Raw genomic sequence first — 18,889 nt, forward strand, 5'->3', positions numbered from 1 at the left:
GACCCCAGGTCAACTACGGTCGCCAGGTAGAGCCACCCCTCGCGCGTCGGGATATACGTGATGTCCCCGGCCCACGCGATGTCGGGCGCGGTGGGCTTGAAGTCGCCCCGGAGCCGGTCGGGGACGGATGTGGGCCCCTGGTCAGGGATCGTTGTGCGGCACCGCCGCTTCGGTAGCTCCCCGACGATGTCGTTGTCACGCATGAGCCGCTCCACCCGCTTGTGGTTCACCCGCCATCCGCGGCGGCGTAACTCGGCGGTCATCCGCGGGGACCCGTAGGTCCGGCCCGACTCTTCGTGAATCGCGCGTATCTCGGCCAGCAGCCGTTGCTCCGCTCGTTCAGCGTCGCCGGGTCCTTCCTGCTCGCGCTCCTTCCACGCATAGTAGGCCGAGGTAGACACCTGCGCGGCCTGGCAGGCTGCCGCTACCGGGAACCCGTCGGCCTTCTGGGAGTCGACGAAGCGGTAGCGGGTCACTCGGTCGACTCCTTCACCCAGAAGGCCACGGCTCGCTTGAGCAGCTCCCGCTCCATACGCAGCCGGGCGTTCTCCCGTTCCAGCTCCCGCAGCCGCGCCCGCTCCTCGGTGGTCAGGCCCTCCTGTTCACCACGGTCGATGCGGTCGGCCTTGACCCAGTTGCCAAGCGTGGAGTCATAGATCCCTAGCTCGCGGGCCACCTCGGCGATCGACTTTCCCGAGGTACGGACCAACTCCACGGCATCACGCTTGAACTCGTCGGTGAACCTCCGACGAGCCCGCTTCACCGTCGGTCGCTCTCCCACAGCGAACACTCTCTCCTGTCATCTGAGGTGTCCGGTCAACGGGGGGAGGTCCCCGTCCACGCCTCCCGCGCCCGCTCGACCGATGACCTCGCGCACGAGACCCGGCGCTTCCTGCGACGCCGCCAACGCCAGCCACGCCTTGTCAGCGGCTACTTCCACGCCCCTCACGTCCGCTACGCGATCATGTAGGCAACCGAACTGTTCCCGCTCAATACCTGGTCGGCTCCGCTTCCTTCTCCAGCACGAGCACGTGCACACCGTGCAACCGCAACTCGCTGGCCAGCATCAAGCCGGTCGGTCCACCGCCGACCACGATCACGTCAACCACGAAAAAATCCCCATTCGGCGAGATTGAATTTCGGCCAGCCGCACCGCGAGTCCCACCGCCGGTTCGACGTCTCCCCTCCCCATACGTCGACAAAAACAGGTACTTCGTGAACCTCTGATTTCCGCAGCCCCTGGCCTCGGCCGAGAATTCTGCGGCACGACCCGGGTATTGCCGCAAGACCACCCGTGCGCTATATGTTGAGAGTGGCAGGGGGTGGGCACCCCCTTTCCGGCGTCCGGGCGAGCACGGCGCGGCATTGAGCCACAGTGACGAAGTCCGGTCACCAGGCCGCCGCGACGAGTTCTACCCCGCAGCGGACCGCTGACACGCAGGTACGATGCGCTGCTGTGACACGGACGGACACAGCCTCGCGTGTGATCTCCGCCCCGGTTGAGCGCGTCTACGCCGCCCTCGTCGACCCGGACGCGCTGACGGCCTGGCTACCCCCTGACGGGATGAGCGGCGAACTCGAACGATTTGACGCGCGGCCCGGCGGGTCATTTCGGATGATCCTGACCTACGCGGACGCCTCGGAGGCAGCGGGCAAGACCACCGCGGACTCCGACGTCGTCGAAGCGCGGTTCGTTGACATCATCTCCGGCACAAGGGTCGTGCTGGCCGTGGACTTCGTCTCGGACGACCCCGCCTATGCCGGCACAATGACCATGACCTGGGAGGTCACGAAAGCCGACGGCGGGGCTCGCGTCGAGATCCGCGCGGACGACGTTCCTGCCGGTATCCGCGCCGAAGATCACGCCGCCGGGCTCGCCTCGTCGCTGGCGCATCTTGCCGCCTACGTGGAGCGCTAACCGCCGACGGGACCACTGGCGCCCAGGGGTGCGATGAGTTCTCGACGGGGAAGGTGTCTACTCGGTTATGACTACGCACCTGCTCGAGATTCCCGAGGTCGACCTCGCCTACGACGTTCACGGACCGCTGCCCACCACCGACGGACGCCCACCGTTGGTGATGATCGGCCAGCCCATGGACGCCAGCGGCTTCAGCACGTTGGCGTCGCACTTCCCCGACCGCACTGTGGTGACCTACGACCCGCGCGGCCTCGGCCGCAGCACCCGCAAGGACGGCCGGGTCGACCATGCGCCCACAACCCAGGCTGCCGACGTGCACGCCGTCATCGAGGCGCTCGGCGCGGGCCCGGTCGAGATGTTCGCGAGCAGCGGCGGCGCGGTGACCGCACTCGCCCTCGTGGCCGCGTACCCCGACGACGTGACCATCCTGGTGGCGCACGAGCCGCCGCTCATTCCGGTTCTCCCCGACGCCCAGGCTGCCGAGCGCGCCCGGGCGCGCGTCCGGGACGCGTACGAGGCCAAGGGCTGGGGTGCCGGCATGGCGGCCTTCATCGCGATGACGTCGTGGCGGGGCGAGTTCACCGACGAGTACTTCGCCCAGCCCGCGCCGGATGCCGCCGCGTTCGGGATGCCGGCCGAGGATGACGGCTCCCGTGACGATCCGCTGCTCTCCGACCGGTCCTGGGCGGTCAGCAGCTACCGCCCCGACGTCGACGCGCTGACCGCGGCGCGGACGCGGGTCGTGATCGCCGTGGGCGAGGAGTCCCGAGACATGTTCACCGGACGCACCTCGGTGGCGACGGCCAGGCTGCTCGGTCAGCAGGCGACGGTGTTCCCGAGCCACCACGGCGGCTTCCTCGGTGGCGACTCCGGCTACGCCGGGCAGCCCGAGGCCTTCGCGCGCAAGCTGCGCGGGGTCCTCGACGATGCGCGCTGACGGTCGTCCCCAGAGACCCCTGGTGACGAGGCCGGGGTGAAGTGTGCGAGGACGGGAGGCGTGGGTCGGAGTGCTGGAACTCTGACGGCTGGCAAGAAAATCCGGCTCGGGTGTCACATTCGGCCCGTGGCTGGTGTCTCCATGCCGAGAGCACCCAACCGGAGGAGGAATCATGGCCAGCAGTACCCGGATCCCGAAGGCCGAGCTGACGGGTGTATACGGCGCTGTGGTCAAGCGGATGTCCCGCAGGATGTTCGGCGACGTGCCCGAGCCGGTCGAGGTCGCGTGGCACAACCGGAAGGTGCTGAGCTTCAGCTTCAGCCTCGGTCGTCAGACCCAGAAGTGGGACCAGTGTGACGAGAACCTGAAGTCCTTCGCCCACATGGCGGTGGCCAGCTTGGTCGGCTGCGGCTTCTGCCTGGACCTCGGCTACTTCCAAGCCCACAACGAGGGACTCGACGTGACCAAGGCACGTGAGGTGCCCAGGTGGCGTGAGTCGGATGTCTTCACGCCGCTGGAGCGCGACGTCATGGAGTACGCCGAAGCGATGACGCAGACCCCGCCGACGGTCACCGACGAGATGTCCGCGCGGCTGCTCGACCAGCTCGGCGCGCCCGCGCTGGTGGAGCTGACCGCGTTCATCGCGCTGGCGAACCTCTACACCCGTACCAACACCGCGTTCGGCATCAAGTCGCAGGAGTTCTCGGCCGCCTGCGGTCTCAAGCCGCTCCCCGTAGCCCCGACGACATGACCGACGACCCGTTCGTCACCCACCGCAGCCTGCTCTTCACCGTCGCCTGCGAGAGGCTCGGCTCCGCCGCCGAGGCCGAGGATCGTCCAGGAGACCTGGCTGCGGTGGGCCGACGCCGCCCGCGACGGGACGCGACCCACCGCCACCGCGAGGCGCGCCGAACACCGCCTCGGCGTCGAACGTCGACTCCGGCCGGCCCCGGCCCGCCACCAGTCGCCCGGTGCAGTGCCCAAGCACGTCGACGTGTGGATTGGCGATCGCGGTCAGCATCCGATCGGTCATCTCGGCGGCGGGCATCCGCAACTGGGAGTGCACACTGGCGACGACCACGTCGAGCCGTTCGAGCAGTTCCTCTTCCTGGTCGACGCCACCGTCGGAAAGGATGTCGACCTCGATCCCGGTAAGGATGCGGAATGGCGCGAGTTCGCTGTTGAGCTCGGCCACCAGGTCCAGCTGCCGCCGCAGTCGCTGCGCGGAGAGGCCGTTGGCAATGGCGAGGCGGCGACTGGGACCACCCTGTCTTCCGTCGCCGTCGGAAGCTCCTACAGCCCGCAGGAGCCGCGGTCGAGGTGGAAATAACGGGCGTTGGCCCAGCGGCACAGCCGGATACCCACGACCACGCCGGCGATCGTGACCAGCGCGGGCAGGTAGCCGCTGGCGACCTGGACGATCGGGATTGCCGGGCAGCCACCGGAGATCGCCCAGCCGGTGCCGAACAGGACCGCGCCGGGGATCACGCCCGCGTGGATGCGCCCCGGAGTGCGACGAACCCGCAGCAGAGCGAACGCCACCGCGATGATCACGACGGCGCCGGCGAAGGCGAGGAACATGCGCAGGTCCTGGAAGGTGAACATACGGTTCAGTTCGCCGTAATCGCCGAACCCGATGTTGGCGACGGTGTAGCCGAGGGCCAACCCGGTGATGATGTTGGCCAGCAGAACGGCGCCCCGGGTACGCATCAGATCACCTTCCACAGCAGGAACGACACCGCGACGGCGATGCCGAAGAACACGGCGGTCGCCACGATGCTGACCGGGCGGAGCCGGCCGCAGCCGCTGAGCCCGTGGCCGGAGCTGCACCCGCCGGCCAGCCGGGTGCCAAATCCCACCAGCACTCCCCCGACGAACAACACGATGACCATGGTGGTGGGGTTGGCGGTGACCAGGTCCCGGAAATCCGGGCCCATGTCGAAGCGAACCTGGAACCGCCCGGACGTGATCGCGGCGATCCATCCGCCGAGGACGATCGACACCAGCAGGGCGGCCTGGGTGACGACCGGGGCCGGTCGGAGGCCCGTCGCCGAGGGGTTCTCGCCCGGCGTCGACTCGGCCGCTGGTTCCGGCGGCCGCGTATCGCCGTGCGGCGGCATGGGTACGGCGGGGGCGGTTCCGAAGTGCTCGGCGGTGGCCGCGGCAAGCGCGTCGGCGAGCGCGCGGTCGTCGGTGAACTCCTCCTCCACTCGCTCGAGGTCGCGCTCGCGGCGCCAGTGCACCACGCGATCCCACGCCGAGGACACCCCGAGGGATCGATCGGTGGCGACGGTGTAGCCGATGGTGACCAGAGCGAGCCCGATCGCGCCCGCCCACCAGGGCCAGTAGCTACTCATGCGGGGCCTCTCATCCAGTCGACGAGCCGGGCCCACCAGCCGCGCCTGGAGCCGGGGGCCTGCGGTCTGCTGGGGGCGGGGTGTTCTGGTGGGTTGGGTGGGGGCTGGTGAGCCGGAGCGGGTGACGCCCGGTGATACCAGGCTGGAGCCGGCGGAGGTGCCGGTTCGAACTGGGCCGTGGTCTCCGCTGCCCCGGTTCCCGGTCGGGACGGCGGCTCAGGCTGCCGGGGCGGTACCGGGTGGAACCACGATGCGGGCTCCGCCGACCCCGGGTGATGCCGCGGCGGTGGGGCCTGCCCGAATGCCTGCCGCGGATCGGCCGCGCCGGACCGGCCCGCGTCGGCTGCCTGTCTGAGGTGTTGCGCATGGCGTCCGTTCGGCAACAGGCTGATCGGCACGCGCTCGCCGGTGAGCGCCAACTGGTAGCGCGCGCATTCGCGCCACCGGTCCTCGCTGTCGCAGTAGTAGTCGCGCCAACTCTGTAAGCTCGCCTTGAGCAGGGGGAAAAGGGGACATCCTACGGCGTGCGAGCAGGCCACCTCGCTCCCTTCTGACCGGCGCACCCGCCCGACTGGGAAGGCGGTACAGCGCGGTCTCGTCGTTCTTGCCGTCGCAGAAACCGAGCCGTGATCTCGGAGCGTCGGGGAGTGTAGGCACGGCGTCCCGGTGGTGAACACCCCGCGCCATGTTCGGGCCCGACACACCACCGAATTGGCCTCACCGCCGCTTCGTCAAGTCATTACCTGGGTATCTTCAGCGCGCTGGTTCGAGCCGTGGGACACCTCCGGTATTCACCCAGACGTGCCGAGGAAGACATGGGGTGTGTCCTCACCGGACAGTGGATGGCAGATTTGTGCCGCGTCGTGAGATAGAACACTCGACAGATACGCCTGGGTTCCCACGCTGCCAATACCCAGACCTTCGCTGGCGAACGGTCCACCACGTCCACCATTCCGGTTTCCACCTCGTCACCGCGCGGCCCAGTTCGTCAATGACCGCGTCAAACGGAGGCCGAGTCACCGTGCCGGCGGCCTGTGCGGGCCGCCCGCCGGCTACCACGCGGTGCCAGCGCGTTCGTCGACCGGCTCGCTGCGGTGTGCGGTGAGGTGCGGTGGCGTGGTGGCGGCGACGCCGGTGAGGATGGCCACCAGGCACTCCAGGTCCTGGTCGAACTGCCGGCGCTCGGCCGGCGTGGACGCGGGGCGCCGCGACCACGCCCGCACGAAAGCCCCGCAGATGTCGACCAGCCAGCGTGCGACCGCACGGGCCGTTCCGGGCTGTGCCGGTTGCTCACCGGGCAACATCGCGAGCCTCAGGTGGTCGGCGAGGCGGTCGATCTGCCGCACCGCGTGCTGCGGGGCCCCATGCCCGGCCGCCGACGTGTCGAGCCCGGCGGTCACCACGGGATGGTTGGCCAGAACGGCGTGCAACCGCACCCACAATGAGCGGTCGGTGATGACGCGATTGTGCTCGGCTGTCACCCCATGCCCGATGGCCATCGCGTAGCAGACTAATCAGCGCCACGCCCGCGGTGAAAGGCACCCCCATGTCATAAAGCCACAGAGACCCTCGTCAACCGGTCCAACCTTGACCGTAGTGACACTGGACTTGCGATCTGCAAATTTCAGCCATCTGCAGCAGACCGGCCGCGCCCGGCAGACACAGCGTGGTCCCGGACGCGGTGGCTGCCGAGAGAGGGGGGCGTACTGCGTCGAATCCGCCCGCGCCGCCGATCACGGAAGCGCCGACAGTAGCATCGAACCGGAGAAACTTTCGCATTGATCGGTGACAACAGGCGCGAGCGGGAAAGCGGTGTGGTTTACGGGTGGAGCTCAACCGTCGACTGGGCCTAGCCTGCCCCGTGTCGGTCCCACTCCGACCGCCGACTCTCCCCGGTCGGCGCCGCCGATTGCCCCCTTATCGGCGACAGGCCCGGCGCCCCCGCCGCGCTCCTCCCCCGCCGCGCGCGGGGCGCCGGGCCACGGGCCGCAACGACGGGGGCACCCAGGGGCGCCACCACCCGCCCGGTCGCGTCCCGCCCGCGGCCGTCAGGTGACCGGGTCCGCGCTGCGGAAGCGGCGTAGTCGCAGGCTGTTGGACACGACGAGGCAGCTGGAGCAGGCCATCGCCGCGCCGGCGATCATCGGGTTGAGCAGGCCGGCGGCGGCCAACGGCAGGGCGGCCAGGTTGTAGGCGAAGGCCCAGAACAGGTTGGTCCGGATGGTGGCGAAGGTCCGCCGGGCCAGCCGGATGGCGTCCACGGCGGCGCGCAGGTCGGCGCGGACGAGGGTGAGGTCGCTGGCGTGGATGGCGGCGTCGGTGCCGCTGCCCATGGCCAGGCCGAGGTCGGCGGCGGCCAGCGCGGCGGCGTCGTTGACCCCGTCGCCGACCATCGCCACCACGTGCCCTTCGGCGCGCAGGTCCTCGACGGCACGCACCTTGTCCTCGGGCAGCACCCCGGCGATCACCTCGTCGATGCCGACCTCGGCGGCCACCGCGCGGGCCACGGCCGGCGAGTCGCCGGTGAGCAGTACCGGACGCAATCCGAGGGCGCGCAGTTCCCGCACCGCCTGCGCCGATGTGGGCCGGACCGTGTCGGCCACCGCGAGCACCGCGCGGGCCTGCCCGTCCCAGGCCACGGCGACCGCTGTCCGCCCGGCCTGCTCGGCGGCGGCGACGGCCCGGCGCAGTTCCTCGGGGCAGGAGATGTCGCGCTGTTCCAGCAAGGCCGGCCGACCGACCAGCACCATGCGGCCGTCGACGGTGCCCTCGGCACCCAGGCCCGGGTGGGCGCGGAAGTCCGCGAGCGGCGCCAGGGCGCCCGCCCGCTCGGCGGCCGCGGTGGCGATCGCCCGGCCGATGGGGTGCTCGGAGGCGTGCTCCACCGCGCCGGCCAGCCGCAACACCTCCGCCTCCGACACCCCGCCGGCGGGGTGCACGGCCAGCAGGCTCATCGTCGCGGTGGTGACGGTGCCGGTCTTGTCCAGCACCACGGTGTCCACCCGGTGGCTGCGTTCCAGCGCCTCCGGGCCGTTGACCAGGATGCCCAACTGGGCGCCGCGCCCGCAGCCGACCAGCAGCGCGGTGGGCGTGGCCAGGCCGAGAGCGCACGGGCAGGCGATGATCAGTACGGCGGCAGCGGTGGTGACCGCGCCCTCCACCGGGGCGCCGGCGCCCAGCCAGAACACCAGCGTCAGCACCGACAGCCCGAGCACCCCCGGGACGAACACCGCGGAGATCCGGTCGGCCAGCCGTTGCACCGCGGCCTTGCGGGTCTGTGCCCGTTCCACCAGCGCGGCGATCCGGGCGAGGTGGGTGTCCGAGCCGACCCGGGTGACGCGCACCACCAGCCGCCCGCCGCTGTTCACCGAGCCGCCCACCACGGTGTCGCCGGGCGCCACCTCCACCGGCACCGACTCCCCGGTCAACATGCTCGCATCCACCGCCGACCGACCCTCCTGGACCACGCCGTCGGTGGCGATCTTCTCCCCGGGCCGCACCACGAACACCTCGCCCACCGCCAGGTGCTCGACGGCAACGCGCTGCTCGCGGCCGTCGCGCAGCACGGCCACGTCCTTCGCGCCCAGTTCCAGCAGCGCGCGCAGCGCCGCGCCGGCCCGGTGCCGGGACCGGGCCTCGACGTAGCGGCCCGCCAGCAGGAACGTGGTCACCCCCGCGGCCACCTCCAGGTAGCTGTCCGGCAGCAACGCCGAGGGACGCAGGATCAACTCGAAGGTGTGGTGCCGCCACGGCATGCCCGCACCGCCGACGAACAGGGCGTACAGCGACCACAGGAACGCCACGGACACGCCCAGCGACACCAGGGTGTCCATGGTGACCGTGCCGTGCCGCAGGTTGGTCCACGCGGCCCGGTGGAACGGCCAGGCGCCCCACACCGCCACCGGCGCCGCCAGGGTCAGGCAGGCCCACTGCCACTGCAGGAACTGCAGCGGCGGCACCATCGCCAGCGCCACCACCGGCAGCGTCAGCGCCAGGCACACGGCCAGTCGCTGCCGCAGTTCGGCCACCGGATCGGTTTCGGAGGGCGACGCGAGCCCTGCGGGTTCGGCGGAGCGCGGCACCTCGGCGGTGTAGCCGGCGGCCTCCACGGTCGCCACCAGGTCGGCGACGGAGACCGCCGTCTGGTGCTCCACCAGGGCCTTCCGCGTGGCGTAGTTGACCGTGGCTCGCACCCCGGGCAGCTTGTTCAGCTTGCGTTCCACCCGGGCCGCGCAGGAGGCGCAGGTCATCCCGCCGATGGTCAGTTCGATCCGCTGGCTCAGTGCGGGTTCGCGCACCGTCTCGCTCATGGACGCCTACCGGACGAGCTCGTAGCCCAGGCGCCCGACCGCAGCGCCGATCCGATCGGCCGGCAACGGGTCCGCGCTGGTCACCATCACCCGCCCGGTGGCCACGTCCACCTCCACCTTCAGCACCCCGCCCAGCGCGCCCAGCTCCTCGCTTACCAACGTCGCGCAGTGCCCGCAGCTCATCCCGCGCACCGTGTAGACGGACCGCGTCGTCATCAGCTCTCCTCACCTTGCCCGGTGATCGTCGACGATCACAGGGTCGGTCAGGGCCACCGCACGGTTCCGCCGATCTCACTGATCGAGCGGTCGTCAGCTTCCTCGAGGGGCGTGCGCGTGTGACCGGCCAAGGCTGACGGTCCCCACGCTCCGGCCCGGCGGCGGGTACGCGAAGCGCAACCGTCAGCTCCACAGTGGCGGACGGCTCCCTCCCGAAAAGCTCCGCGCCGGACGGCTGGGACAACCGCACCGCTACGCCCGGGCCAGACCGCGCTCCACAGCGGCGATGATCTGCGGCCGCAACTCCTCCGGCCGGATGATCGCGTCCACCGAACCCACTCGCTGAGCCCGCTGAATCGAGTGCACACTGTCGAACTCGGCCGCGACCTCGCCCAGCTTCTCCGCACGCACCTGTGCCCGCACGTCCGCCAGCCGGGTCAGGAGCGCGGCTCGTTCCGCCCCCTCGGCCGAGGCGACGCGCGCTTCCAGCTCCGCCACCCGCGGGTCGCCCGCGGTGCGTGCCTTGACCTCGGCGGCGAACACCACCGCCGCGGCCGGGGCGCCGCCCAGCACCGAGGCGTACGAGCCGTCCACGGCAAGCACCGTCATGTTCGGGTTGAGCGCCTTGGAGAAGACGACGAACGCGCCACCGTGATAGCGCGAGATGACACAGAACACGATGGGGCCGCGGAAGTTGACGACCGCACGGCCGATCTCGGCGCCGTACTCGAGCTGCAGTTTGCGCATCGACTCCGGCGACCCATCGAACCCGGACAGGTTCGCCAGCACCACCAGCGGCCGGTTACCGCTTGCCGCGTTGATGGCCCGCGCGACCTTCTTCGACGACCGCGGGAACAGCGTGCCGGCGGTGTAGGTGTCCGGGCCGTCGGTGGGCGGGAAGCCGCGCCGCGGCACCGACCGCGACTCGATGCCTAGCAGGCACACCGGCCAGCCGCCCAGGTGCACGTCCTGTACCACGGCGGTCTCCGCGTCGGCCATGCCGGCCCAGCGCTCCAGGATCGGGTGGTCCTGGTCGGACACCGCGCGCATCACCGTGCGGATGTCGAACGGCTTCTTGCGGTCCGGGTTGGCCTCCCGGGAGAAGATCTCCCCGACCGTCCTGAAGTCGCTGCCCACAACGGCGTGCGGATAGTCGGAGATGTCCCGGTCGACCGGGTCGGAGGTCACGGCCCTGCGCGGCCCGTCCTCGCCCGGCAGCACGTAGCTGTGGTCGTAGTGCGCCAGCAGCACGGCGTGCGCGGCCCGCAGGTCCGGCGCCCAGTACTGCGCCTGACCGTTCGGGCCCATCACCCGGTCGTAGCCGCCGATGCCGAAGTTGTCCTCGGCGGAAACGCCGCCGGAGAAGTCCAGTGACTGCTTGCCGGTCAGTACCATCGCCGAGTCCGGGGTCATCACGAGGATGCCCCTGGTGTGCATGAGCATCGTGGCCTCGGCGTTCCAGTACGGCTGGGCGCCGACGTTGATGCCGGCCACCACGATGTTGATCTCGCCGCCGTTCTGGGTGAAGTGCACGATGCGGCGCAGCGCGGCCGCGATCCAGTCCATGTTCTCGGTGCCCGAGTCCATCGCGATGCGTGCACCCGCGGACAACGCGTACCACTCCACCGGCACCCGCAGCCGCTCCGCCAGGTCCAGCGCCGCGATCACCCTGGCACACTCCGGTTCGGACAGTGCGCCCAGCGCCTTCGTCGGGTCGCCGAGGAGCACCACCCGCGTCATGCCCTCCGGGTACCGCTCGGTCGGCGTGGTCGCCACTCCGGTCACGATTCCGGCCTTGTTGAGGCCCTTGGGCCGGTCGACCGGGGCCAGCGCGCCGGAGTCGTCGAGGTCGTACTCGGTGAACGACCCGCCCGACCCGGCGATCATGTTGGTCAGCTCGTACGGGTAGACCGTGCCGCGGCGCCGTGCCCGCAGCACCTTCTGCCCGTAGTCGTCCAGCGGCTGGATCGGCTCGGACGGCGGTTCGGTGACCGCCAGCCGGACGCCGGTCGCCACGTCGTAGGAGATGCGCACCGCGGTCGGGCGCGGCTGCCCGGTCTCCGCGTCGCGCTGGCGCCCGAGGACGAGCACCTCCTCGACCCCGGCGCCCGCCGTGGTGGGTACGACACGCTGGGCGACCGCCTCGAGGTCCTCTGGCGTGAGGTCGCTCGGTGGCCAGACGTAGAGCACGATCCGGTTGGTGTCCAGCCGCTCCTTCGCCGGGCGCTGCGCCTGGACCTTGCGGATCGCGTCGAGGCATGCGGCGAGCGCGCCCTCGACCGCGGGAAGCGCGTGGATACGGCCCTCGTCGTCACGCAGCGGGGTGAGGTCACGGACCTGCGCCATCGCCACCAGCCGTTCGTCGGACGGGTTCCTCGGCGCGACGCAGCGCAGCAGGTAGACGTCCTCGTCGGCGGAGGGCAGCCGGGTCAGGTCGAAGTGGCGCAGCCGCCACAGTTGCAGCCGTTGCGCGATGAGCGGGTGCAGGCCGCGGATCAACCGGTCCTCGCCGAACCCGTCCGAGGACGGCCGGAACGTGAAGTGGTGGTGCAGCACGGCACCGCTGCTCCCGGCGACCGTCGTGGTGACCCGGCGCAGCCCGCTGGGCAGCGCGGCCGCGGACAGTGCCGCACGCAGTTCGGCGGCCATGACGTCGGCGTCGGTGGGCTGGCCGGCCCAGGTGAGGTAGATGTCGGCGACGAGAGGGGTCGAGTCCGGCACCGCGGCGGCCACCTCCCCCACCGCCGCCAGCGCGCCGGAAAGGTCACCGAAGTCGGCGACCGTCGCCAGCAGCTGCTGCGGCCGGCCGCCGACCTGGTAGCCGCAGGTGACGAACGGCCGGTTCCGGATCGACTCGCAGCGCACGCCGGACAGCCCGTGCTCGCGGTAGTAGCGGCGGCTGAGCACCTCGAGCAGGGGGCCGGCGTCGGCGCCGGGACGGTCGATGCGCTGAGCCAGCAGCCGTACCAGCGGCTCGGGGCTGGCGACCATGTCGGCGATCCGCTGGTCGCGGTCGGCCGCGTCCGGGTGCTGGTCGAGGTACCGCAGGTGGCGGCGCACCCGGGTGTAGACCTCGGCGCGGGTGCGGCGCAGCAGCGGTTGGGCGAACCACCGGAACACCAGGCTGCGTGCGAGGTCCCCGATCAGCGGGAAACGCAGCTGGGTCGCCACGATCAGCCGTTCCAGCGCCTGCCCGACGGTCTGCCGCAGTTCGCCGCGCGGGGGCGCTTCGGTGAGCCACTGCTGCAGCACCCCGGTGATCACGGCGGCGTCGGAGGTGGCGCGCTGCTGCGCGAGGAAGATCCGGAACACCGCCTCTTCCAGCGCGGGGGTGCGATCCAGCCCGTCGACCCCGTAGTGGCCCAGCACGCGGGCGAGGCGGCCCTGGAAGGTCTCGGACAGCCCGGCCCGCTCGGCGTCGAGGCTCTGCAGGTAGGTGTGGAAGTGCTCGCGCGGGCTGTGTACCCGCGTCTCGGCCCTGGTCTCCTCGCCTTCCGGTTTGTTGCGGCTGAGCTCGGACAGGTCGGCGAAGAGCTCCAGCAGCCCGATCTCGGCTTCCAGCGGCCGGTGCGGCAGCTCCGCCCGCGCGGCGAGGTAACCGGCCAGCGTGCGGCCGCCGTCGCGCGGGTCGACGTCGAAGCCGAGCAGCATGCTGCGCAGGTCCGCCAGGCAGCGTTGCGCCCGATGTTCGGCGGAGAGCCCGTCCGGCTCGGCGGGCAGGTCCAGGTCGATCGCGGCGGCCCCGGACGAGGACTCGGCGCCAGCTTCGCCGACCGGCTCCAGGCGCAGCAGCGGCGCGCCGGTCTCGACCTGGCTGCCGACGGACACCGCGCACTCGCGCACGACCGCGCGGAACGGCGCCCGCAGCACGTTCTCCATCTTCATACTCTCCAGCACCAGCACCGGGGCGCCGGCCTCGACCTCGTCGCCGGGCGCGACCGGCGTGGCGACCACCAGCGCGGGCGCCGGGGAGCGCACGACGCCGCCCTCGTCCCGGCTGATCCGGTGCGTGACGCCGTCGACCTCGACCAGGTGGATCGGCCCGTGGGTGCCCGTGACCAGGCGGAACCGGTGACCGTTGAGGTGGATCTGCCCGGTGTGCTCGCCGAACCGCTCCAGCACCGCGTCGACGGTCCGCACGTCGTCGCCCGTGACGAACCCGACGCGGTAGCGGCCCGCGCCGGTCTCGGCGACGGTGAGCCGGTAGCCCGCGCCGCGCAGCGTGAGGTCGATCGGGCGGCCGCTCTCGTGCCGCACCTGCGGGCGCCCGCCGTGCGCGGTGGACAGCAGCCGCTGCACCTCGGCCTGCTTCTCGTCCTGGTAGGCCTCGATCGCCGCGGCAGCCAGCGCGACGCCGGAGTGCTGCTGCGACACCAGCCGACCCTCGGCCCGCACCCGGTCGATCCAGCCGGTGTCGGCGCTTCCTTCGATCACCTCGGGCGCGTCGAGCAGGTCGAGCACGAAGCTCTTGTTCGTGGTGCCGCCCTCGATGAGGACGGTCGTCTCCCGCATCGCCCGGCGCAGCCGGGACAGCGCCTCGTCGCGGGTACGGCCGTAGGCGATGATCTTGGCGATCATCGAGTCGAAGTCGGCCGGGATCTCGTCGCCCTCGCTCACGCCGGTGTCGACCCGGATGCCCGGGCCGGCGGGCAGGTCGAGCAGCGCGATGCGGCCGGGGGCGGGCGCGAAGTCGCGGTCCGGGTCCTCTGCGTTGAGCCGCGCCTCGACCGCATGCCCCAGCTCCGCGGGCCGCGGGCCGGTCAGCCTCCCGCCCGCGGCCACGTGCAACTGGGCCTTGACGAGGTCCATACCGGTGGTCGCCTCGGTGATCGGGTGCTCGACCTGCAGCCGGGTGTTCACCTCGAGAAAGGCGAACAGCCGCTCCTTCGGGTGGTAGAGGAACTCCACGGTGCCGGCGCCGCGGTAGCCGACGGCGAGCGTGAGGCGCTCGGCCGCCGCCTTGAGCTCGGCCGCCTGCTCGGCCGACAGTACCGGCGAGGCCGACTCCTCGATGATCTTCTGGTTGCGGCGCTGCACGGAGCAGTCCCGCACGCCCAGCGCCCACGCGGTGCCCTGGCCGTCGGCGATCACCTGGACCTCGACGTGCCGGGCACCGGTGACCAGGCGCTCCAGGAACACCACACCGCTGCCGAAGGCGCGCTCGGCCTCCAGCCTGGTGCGCTCGTAGGCGTCGGTGAGCTCGCGGGGGTTGGTGACGACGCGGATACCGCGGCCCCCTCCGCCCGCGGTCGCCTTGAGCATCAGCGGGTAGCCGATCCGCTCGGCTGCGGCCAGCGCCGCGTCGAGGTCGTCCACCGGGCCGCGGCTCCACGGTGCGACCGGAACGCCGACTTCCTCGGCGATCAGCTTCGCGCCGATCTTGTCACCCAGCTTGCGCATCGCGTCGGGGTCCGGGCCGATGAATGTCACACCCAGCTTCTCGCACAGCTCGGCGAACGCCGGGTCCTCGGCGACGAAGCCCCAGCCGACCCATGCGGCGTCGGCCCCGGTCTCGACCAGGGCGCGCTCCAGCACGGCCAGGTCGAGGTAGGGTCGCGCGGCGGCGGGGCCGAGGCGGTAGGCGAGGTCCGCCTCCCGTACGAACGTGGCCGTGGCGTCGGCGTCGGTGTAGAGGGCCACCGTTTCGATCCGCGGCCCGCCCTCCGCGTTGAGCTCACCGACGGCGTGGATGAGCCGCATCGCGGCCTCTCCCCGGTTGATGATCGCGACACGACTGAACACCGAATCGAGCCTCGCAAAGTCGACGACAGACGAAGGCGGCATGGCCGCCCGCCCAGCATCCCGGTTTACCGGCCGGTAGGCGGTCGTCCGCCGCGCGACGCGCCGAACCGGTATTTTTGTGGAGATCCTCCAAACGCTCCATGATCGGGTCAAACGCTGAGCGGTGTCACGTCTGGACCCTGGACCGGCCCCCGGAGATGGAGCGGCTCAAGCGCGCCAATGAAGTCCGCTACCGGTTCGGCCTGCCGAACACCTTCGACGTGGGATGAGCGCCGCACGATCGGCGGGGCGCGGGCACCACTGGGAAGTGGGAATGATCACGCGTCGATGCGGCACGCGAGCATCGCCTGGCCCGGGCCGGTCAGTTCGGCAACGATCCCATGCCTACCGGCCATCGCCATCAGAAGCGCCTCGGCCGGACCGCGCACCTCCGGGCCCGCGCCGGCCGACCAGTCGAGGTCGGTGGCCACCAGCCGAACGCCGCGGGTCCGCCAGAAACCACGAATCAGCGGAGCATTCCGGGCGTTACGCAGTACCGGCACCAGGCGCTCGACGGGAACCGCGCGCGGCATCCCGAGTGGGTGGTTCTCGCGTCCCCTCCGGGCTGGGACAAAGTGGGTTTCGACGCCGTCGCCGCCGTGTCCGCCGGCCCGAAGCCGCCCATCCTGCTCTCATCCGGATCGGACACGAGTACCCGGAGATCGCGGCACCCAGGCCGCGTTCGTGGACGTGGCCCGCACCAACGGCGTGGGGCTCGAGGCCATCGAGGTCCCCGGCGGTCAACATGGTTTCGACAGCCTTGACCACACCAAGGAATCCCGCGCGGCGGTGGCGCGGGCGATGATCTGGGTCGCCGGAGCACTCCGCGAGGGGTGAACGTCAGGCCCGCTGCCGGTCCGGCCCGGCCGTCCGCCACCCCCCGAGCCCTCCGTTGACCGGTCAGGAACGCTCCAGAGGGTATTCGGTGAAGGTCCGAACTCCCACCGTCAGCCCTCGCCACTGCGTGCGAGCCAACTGGCCACCTGGGACCGCGACGTGAAGCCGAGCTTGCAGAGAATATGCTCCACATGCGATCCCACGGTGCGCTGGGAAATCACCAGGGTCGTCGCGATCTGCTTGTTGCTCATTCCCTTCGCGATCAACCTGGCGACCTCGTGCTCGCGCGGGGTGAGTATCGTGTCGCAGGCGTTTTCCGTCGCCGGGTGGACCTTTTTCGGCTTTCGTTCTGCCGCGCCCAGGACAAGCGCCAGCACCTGGCTGTGCGACAGTTCCGTGCCGCGGCTGAAGGCCACCGTGAAGGCACTGCTGCCGATCAGGTCACGGGCTTGTCCCGCGCAGCGAAGTCCGCGGCCGTGCGAGAACCGGTACGCCGATGCCCGGCCGCACGTCACCTTCCGCGACGCGGCGCGACATGCGCCGAGCAGTTGGGCGGCGCGCTCGCCCTCGCCACCGTCGACCGCCGTGTGGGCGAGCAGTCCCAGGCACAGCCCGACACCCAGCCAGTCGTTGAAGTGCCGGTGCAGTCGCACGCTGTCCTGCACGAGCTCGGTCGCCTGCCGCGCCTCGCCGCGCTGCCACAGGGCGTCACCGATCGCCCACTGGGCGTAGGAGCGGTACCAGGCCTCGCCGAGCGCCTGACTGGTGGCCACGCATTCCGCGCCGAGTGTCCGGGCCCGGTCTCCGTCGCCGGCGAGCGCGGCAGCGGTGGCCAGCAGGACGAGGGCGGCCAGCACGCCATGGAGGTCGCCGAGCGCGCGGTGCTCCGCCAGCGCCTGGGTCAGGCACCGATGTGCCTGCTCGAAATCAGCCTGGCAGATCGAGGCCAACCCGGAGCATTGCGCGGCATGGGCGATCTCGGACCGGTCGCCGAGGTCGTGTGCCGCCGTTCGGTATTCCGCCAACAGGGGCAGCCCGGCCGAGATGTCGCCCTGCAGCAGGGCGAGAACCGTAGCGGCGCGCAGTGCCTTGGCACGGGGCGCGGCGGGGGTCGGCAGCAGGGTGAGCGCCCGGTCGAGGCAACGTCGTCCCTCGCCCAGCCGGCCGGAGGCGATCCAGTAGCTGCCCAGGGCGGCCGCCAGTTCGGCTCCTGCGCCGGCCTCGTCCCGGGTGGCCAGGGAGAAGTCGATGGCGGCGCGGAGATTCAGGTGCTCGCTGTGCAGCCGAGCGAACCATTCCAGCTGGCGATGCGTCGGCCACTCCGCCTCCGCCCGCCTGGCCAGTGACAGGCACCAGTCGCGGTGCCGTCGCAGGAACACACGCTCGTCGCCGCGGGCGGCGAGACGTTCCCTGCCGTATTCGCGCATCGCCGACGGCAGCCGGAACCTGGGCTGGCCATCGTAATCATGGCGAAGCAGTATCGAACCGTTGACCAGTTCGGTCACCAGATCGAGCACCTCGGCGCGATCGACCCGGCCGCCCGAGCAGACCTCCTCGGCCGCCGCCAGGTCGAAGTCGCGGGGAAACACCGACAGCCGCGCCCAGAACTCCTGCGCGCGCGGTGAGCACAGCTCGAAACTGGAGCTGATGAGGGCCCGAAGACTGCGATGCCGTGGCTCGACCAGCGTGCGTTGCGTCGCGAGAAACTCGAATCGATCGCCGGACCGCTGCACGAGCTGTTCGATGGTCGGGACGGGTCGCCTGGCGGCGAGTTCGATCTGCAAGGGATTCCCGTCCAGCCGACGGCACAGCACCGCCACCATCGCGCAGTTGTCCGCATCGATACGGAACCCCGGTTGGATCGCTGCCCGGCGCTCGGCGAACAGGGCCGGTGCCTCGTATCGCAGCAGAGTCTTCGGCATCACGGGCTGGTCCGGTTCCGGCACCGACAGCCCCGTCACGGCCAGCACATGCTCGCCGAAGACGCCCAGCAGCGAGCGGCTGGTCGCGACGATCCGCATGTCGGCCACGGTCCGCAGCAACGCGAGCACGAGTTCGGCGCAGGCGTCCGTGAGGCGGTCACAGTTGTCCAGCACCAGCAGTGACCTGGCGCCGGCCAGGGCCTCCGCCACGGCTGTCGGTCCGCGGCAGGTGTGCTCCTCGGGCAGGTCGAAGGCATCCCCGACCGCCCTGGTCAGTGCGCGCCCGTCGGAAAGCGCCGCCACATTGACCACCCGCACGCCGTCCGGGTACGCCCCGCGCACCGCCGCTGCCAACCGGAGCGCCAACCGGCTCTTGCCCACCCCGCCGACACCGGTGAAGGTGAGCAGCCGCGATCGGGAGAGCAGGCTCCTGGCCTCGCTGAGCTCGCGTCGACGTCCCACGAAGCTGGCCAGCTCGGCGGGCATCTCAGCGGACTCGGGTCGGAGCAGGGTGGCGACGTCCCCGGGGCTGGAGGTGCCCTGGTCGCCGATCATCCGGAGGAGGCTCCGCGGGGTGGTCTCCGATTCTGGTGACATTGGTGGCGGCCCCC

At 71.2% G+C, this 18,889-nt stretch carries 15 protein-coding genes and 2 pseudogenes; 5 read left to right on the forward strand and 12 right to left on the reverse strand.

Going from position 1 to position 18,889, the window contains the following annotated elements:
• The 3 genes and pseudogenes from FFT21_RS21045 to FFT21_RS21055 form a co-directional block, all read right to left on the reverse strand.
• Nucleotides 1-476, reverse strand: a 476-nt coding sequence (locus tag FFT21_RS21045) for an IS3 family transposase (RefSeq protein ID WP_153816566.1), incomplete at its 3' end; no start/stop codon positions are given.
• On the reverse strand, nucleotides 473-781 hold the full coding sequence (locus FFT21_RS21050; RefSeq protein WP_192909668.1) for a transposase: 309 nt from the start codon (nucleotides 779-781) through the stop codon (nucleotides 473-475). The genes FFT21_RS21045 and FFT21_RS21050, both read right to left, overlap by 4 nt.
• 217 nt (nucleotides 782-998) lie before the next feature.
• Nucleotides 999-1,109, reverse strand: a pseudogene (locus FFT21_RS21055) (FAD-dependent oxidoreductase); the annotation flags it as partial.
• 347 nt (nucleotides 1,110-1,456) lie between these two features.
• On the opposite strand from FFT21_RS21055, the gene FFT21_RS21060 reads away from it, so the two are divergent.
• From FFT21_RS21060 to FFT21_RS21070, 3 genes are all read left to right on the forward strand, one after another.
• Nucleotides 1,457-1,918, forward strand: a complete 462-nt coding sequence (locus FFT21_RS21060; protein WP_137815650.1) for an SRPBCC family protein — start codon at nucleotides 1,457-1,459, stop codon at nucleotides 1,916-1,918.
• Nucleotides 1,919-1,985: 67 nt separating this feature from the next.
• Nucleotides 1,986-2,855, forward strand: a complete 870-nt coding sequence (locus FFT21_RS21065) for an alpha/beta fold hydrolase (protein ID WP_137815651.1) — start codon at nucleotides 1,986-1,988, stop codon at nucleotides 2,853-2,855.
• Between the two features lie 172 nt (nucleotides 2,856-3,027).
• Nucleotides 3,028-3,606, forward strand: coding sequence for a carboxymuconolactone decarboxylase family protein (locus FFT21_RS21070; protein WP_137815652.1), 579 nt, complete (start codon nucleotides 3,028-3,030; stop codon nucleotides 3,604-3,606).
• Nucleotides 3,607-3,681: 75 nt separating this feature from the next.
• Here FFT21_RS21070 and FFT21_RS29900 read toward each other — a convergent pair.
• From FFT21_RS29900 to FFT21_RS21115, 7 genes and pseudogenes are all read right to left on the reverse strand, one after another.
• Nucleotides 3,682-4,113, reverse strand: a pseudogene (locus FFT21_RS29900) (PHP domain-containing protein); the annotation flags it as partial.
• 35 nt (nucleotides 4,114-4,148) lie between these two features.
• Complete coding sequence (locus FFT21_RS21085) at nucleotides 4,149-4,565, reverse strand: YeeE/YedE thiosulfate transporter family protein (protein ID WP_137815653.1); 417 nt, start codon at nucleotides 4,563-4,565, stop codon at nucleotides 4,149-4,151.
• A complete protein-coding gene (locus FFT21_RS21090) occupies nucleotides 4,565-5,212 on the reverse strand; it encodes a YeeE/YedE family protein (RefSeq protein WP_137815654.1) in 648 nt (215 codons plus the stop codon). The genes FFT21_RS21085 and FFT21_RS21090 overlap by 1 nt, the downstream gene beginning before the upstream one ends.
• A gap of 1,052 nt (nucleotides 5,213-6,264) precedes the next feature.
• The gene (locus tag FFT21_RS21100) at nucleotides 6,265-6,711 is read right to left on the reverse strand and encodes a hypothetical protein (protein WP_137815656.1); all 447 of its coding nucleotides are present in this window, start codon (nucleotides 6,709-6,711) and stop codon (nucleotides 6,265-6,267) included.
• A 549-nt stretch (nucleotides 6,712-7,260) separates the two neighbouring features.
• Nucleotides 7,261-9,522 carry a heavy metal translocating P-type ATPase gene (locus tag FFT21_RS21105; RefSeq protein ID WP_137815657.1) on the reverse strand — a complete coding sequence of 754 codons (2,262 nt, stop codon included), beginning with the start codon at nucleotides 9,520-9,522 and terminating at the stop codon, nucleotides 7,261-7,263.
• Between the two features lie 6 nt (nucleotides 9,523-9,528).
• Nucleotides 9,529-9,738 carry a heavy-metal-associated domain-containing protein gene (locus FFT21_RS21110; RefSeq protein WP_137815658.1) on the reverse strand — a complete coding sequence of 70 codons (210 nt, stop codon included), beginning with the start codon at nucleotides 9,736-9,738 and terminating at the stop codon, nucleotides 9,529-9,531.
• Between the two features lie 252 nt (nucleotides 9,739-9,990).
• Nucleotides 9,991-15,480, reverse strand: coding sequence for an ATP-binding protein (locus tag FFT21_RS21115; RefSeq protein ID WP_225978605.1), 5,490 nt, complete (start codon nucleotides 15,478-15,480; stop codon nucleotides 9,991-9,993).
• A gap of 140 nt (nucleotides 15,481-15,620) precedes the next feature.
• Between FFT21_RS21115 and FFT21_RS30365 the strand changes: the two genes are divergently transcribed.
• Complete coding sequence (locus FFT21_RS30365; protein ID WP_264081660.1) at nucleotides 15,621-15,749, forward strand: hypothetical protein; 129 nt, start codon at nucleotides 15,621-15,623, stop codon at nucleotides 15,747-15,749.
• 48 nt (nucleotides 15,750-15,797) lie between these two features.
• Here FFT21_RS30365 and FFT21_RS21120 read toward each other — a convergent pair whose 3' ends face one another.
• Nucleotides 15,798-16,052, reverse strand: coding sequence for a hypothetical protein (locus FFT21_RS21120; RefSeq protein ID WP_137815660.1), 255 nt, complete (start codon nucleotides 16,050-16,052; stop codon nucleotides 15,798-15,800).
• 151 nt (nucleotides 16,053-16,203) lie between these two features.
• Between FFT21_RS21120 and FFT21_RS28900 the strand changes: the two genes are divergently transcribed.
• Nucleotides 16,204-16,356 (forward strand): alpha/beta hydrolase family protein, encoded by a 153-nt coding sequence (locus FFT21_RS28900; protein ID WP_153816567.1) that lies wholly within the window; start codon nucleotides 16,204-16,206, stop codon nucleotides 16,354-16,356.
• 110 nt (nucleotides 16,357-16,466) lie between these two features.
• Here the strand turns inward: FFT21_RS28900 and FFT21_RS21125 are convergent, their stop codons facing one another.
• Entirely contained in the window at nucleotides 16,467-18,833 is a 2,367-nt protein-coding gene (locus FFT21_RS21125; protein WP_137815661.1) for a LuxR C-terminal-related transcriptional regulator, read from the reverse strand.
• Between the last annotated feature and the right edge of the window lie 56 nt (nucleotides 18,834-18,889).

Origin of the sequence: Gandjariella thermophila (genome assembly GCF_005405885.1) — a bacterium.
GTDB classification, from domain to species: domain Bacteria; phylum Actinomycetota; class Actinomycetes; order Mycobacteriales; family Pseudonocardiaceae; genus Gandjariella; species Gandjariella thermophila.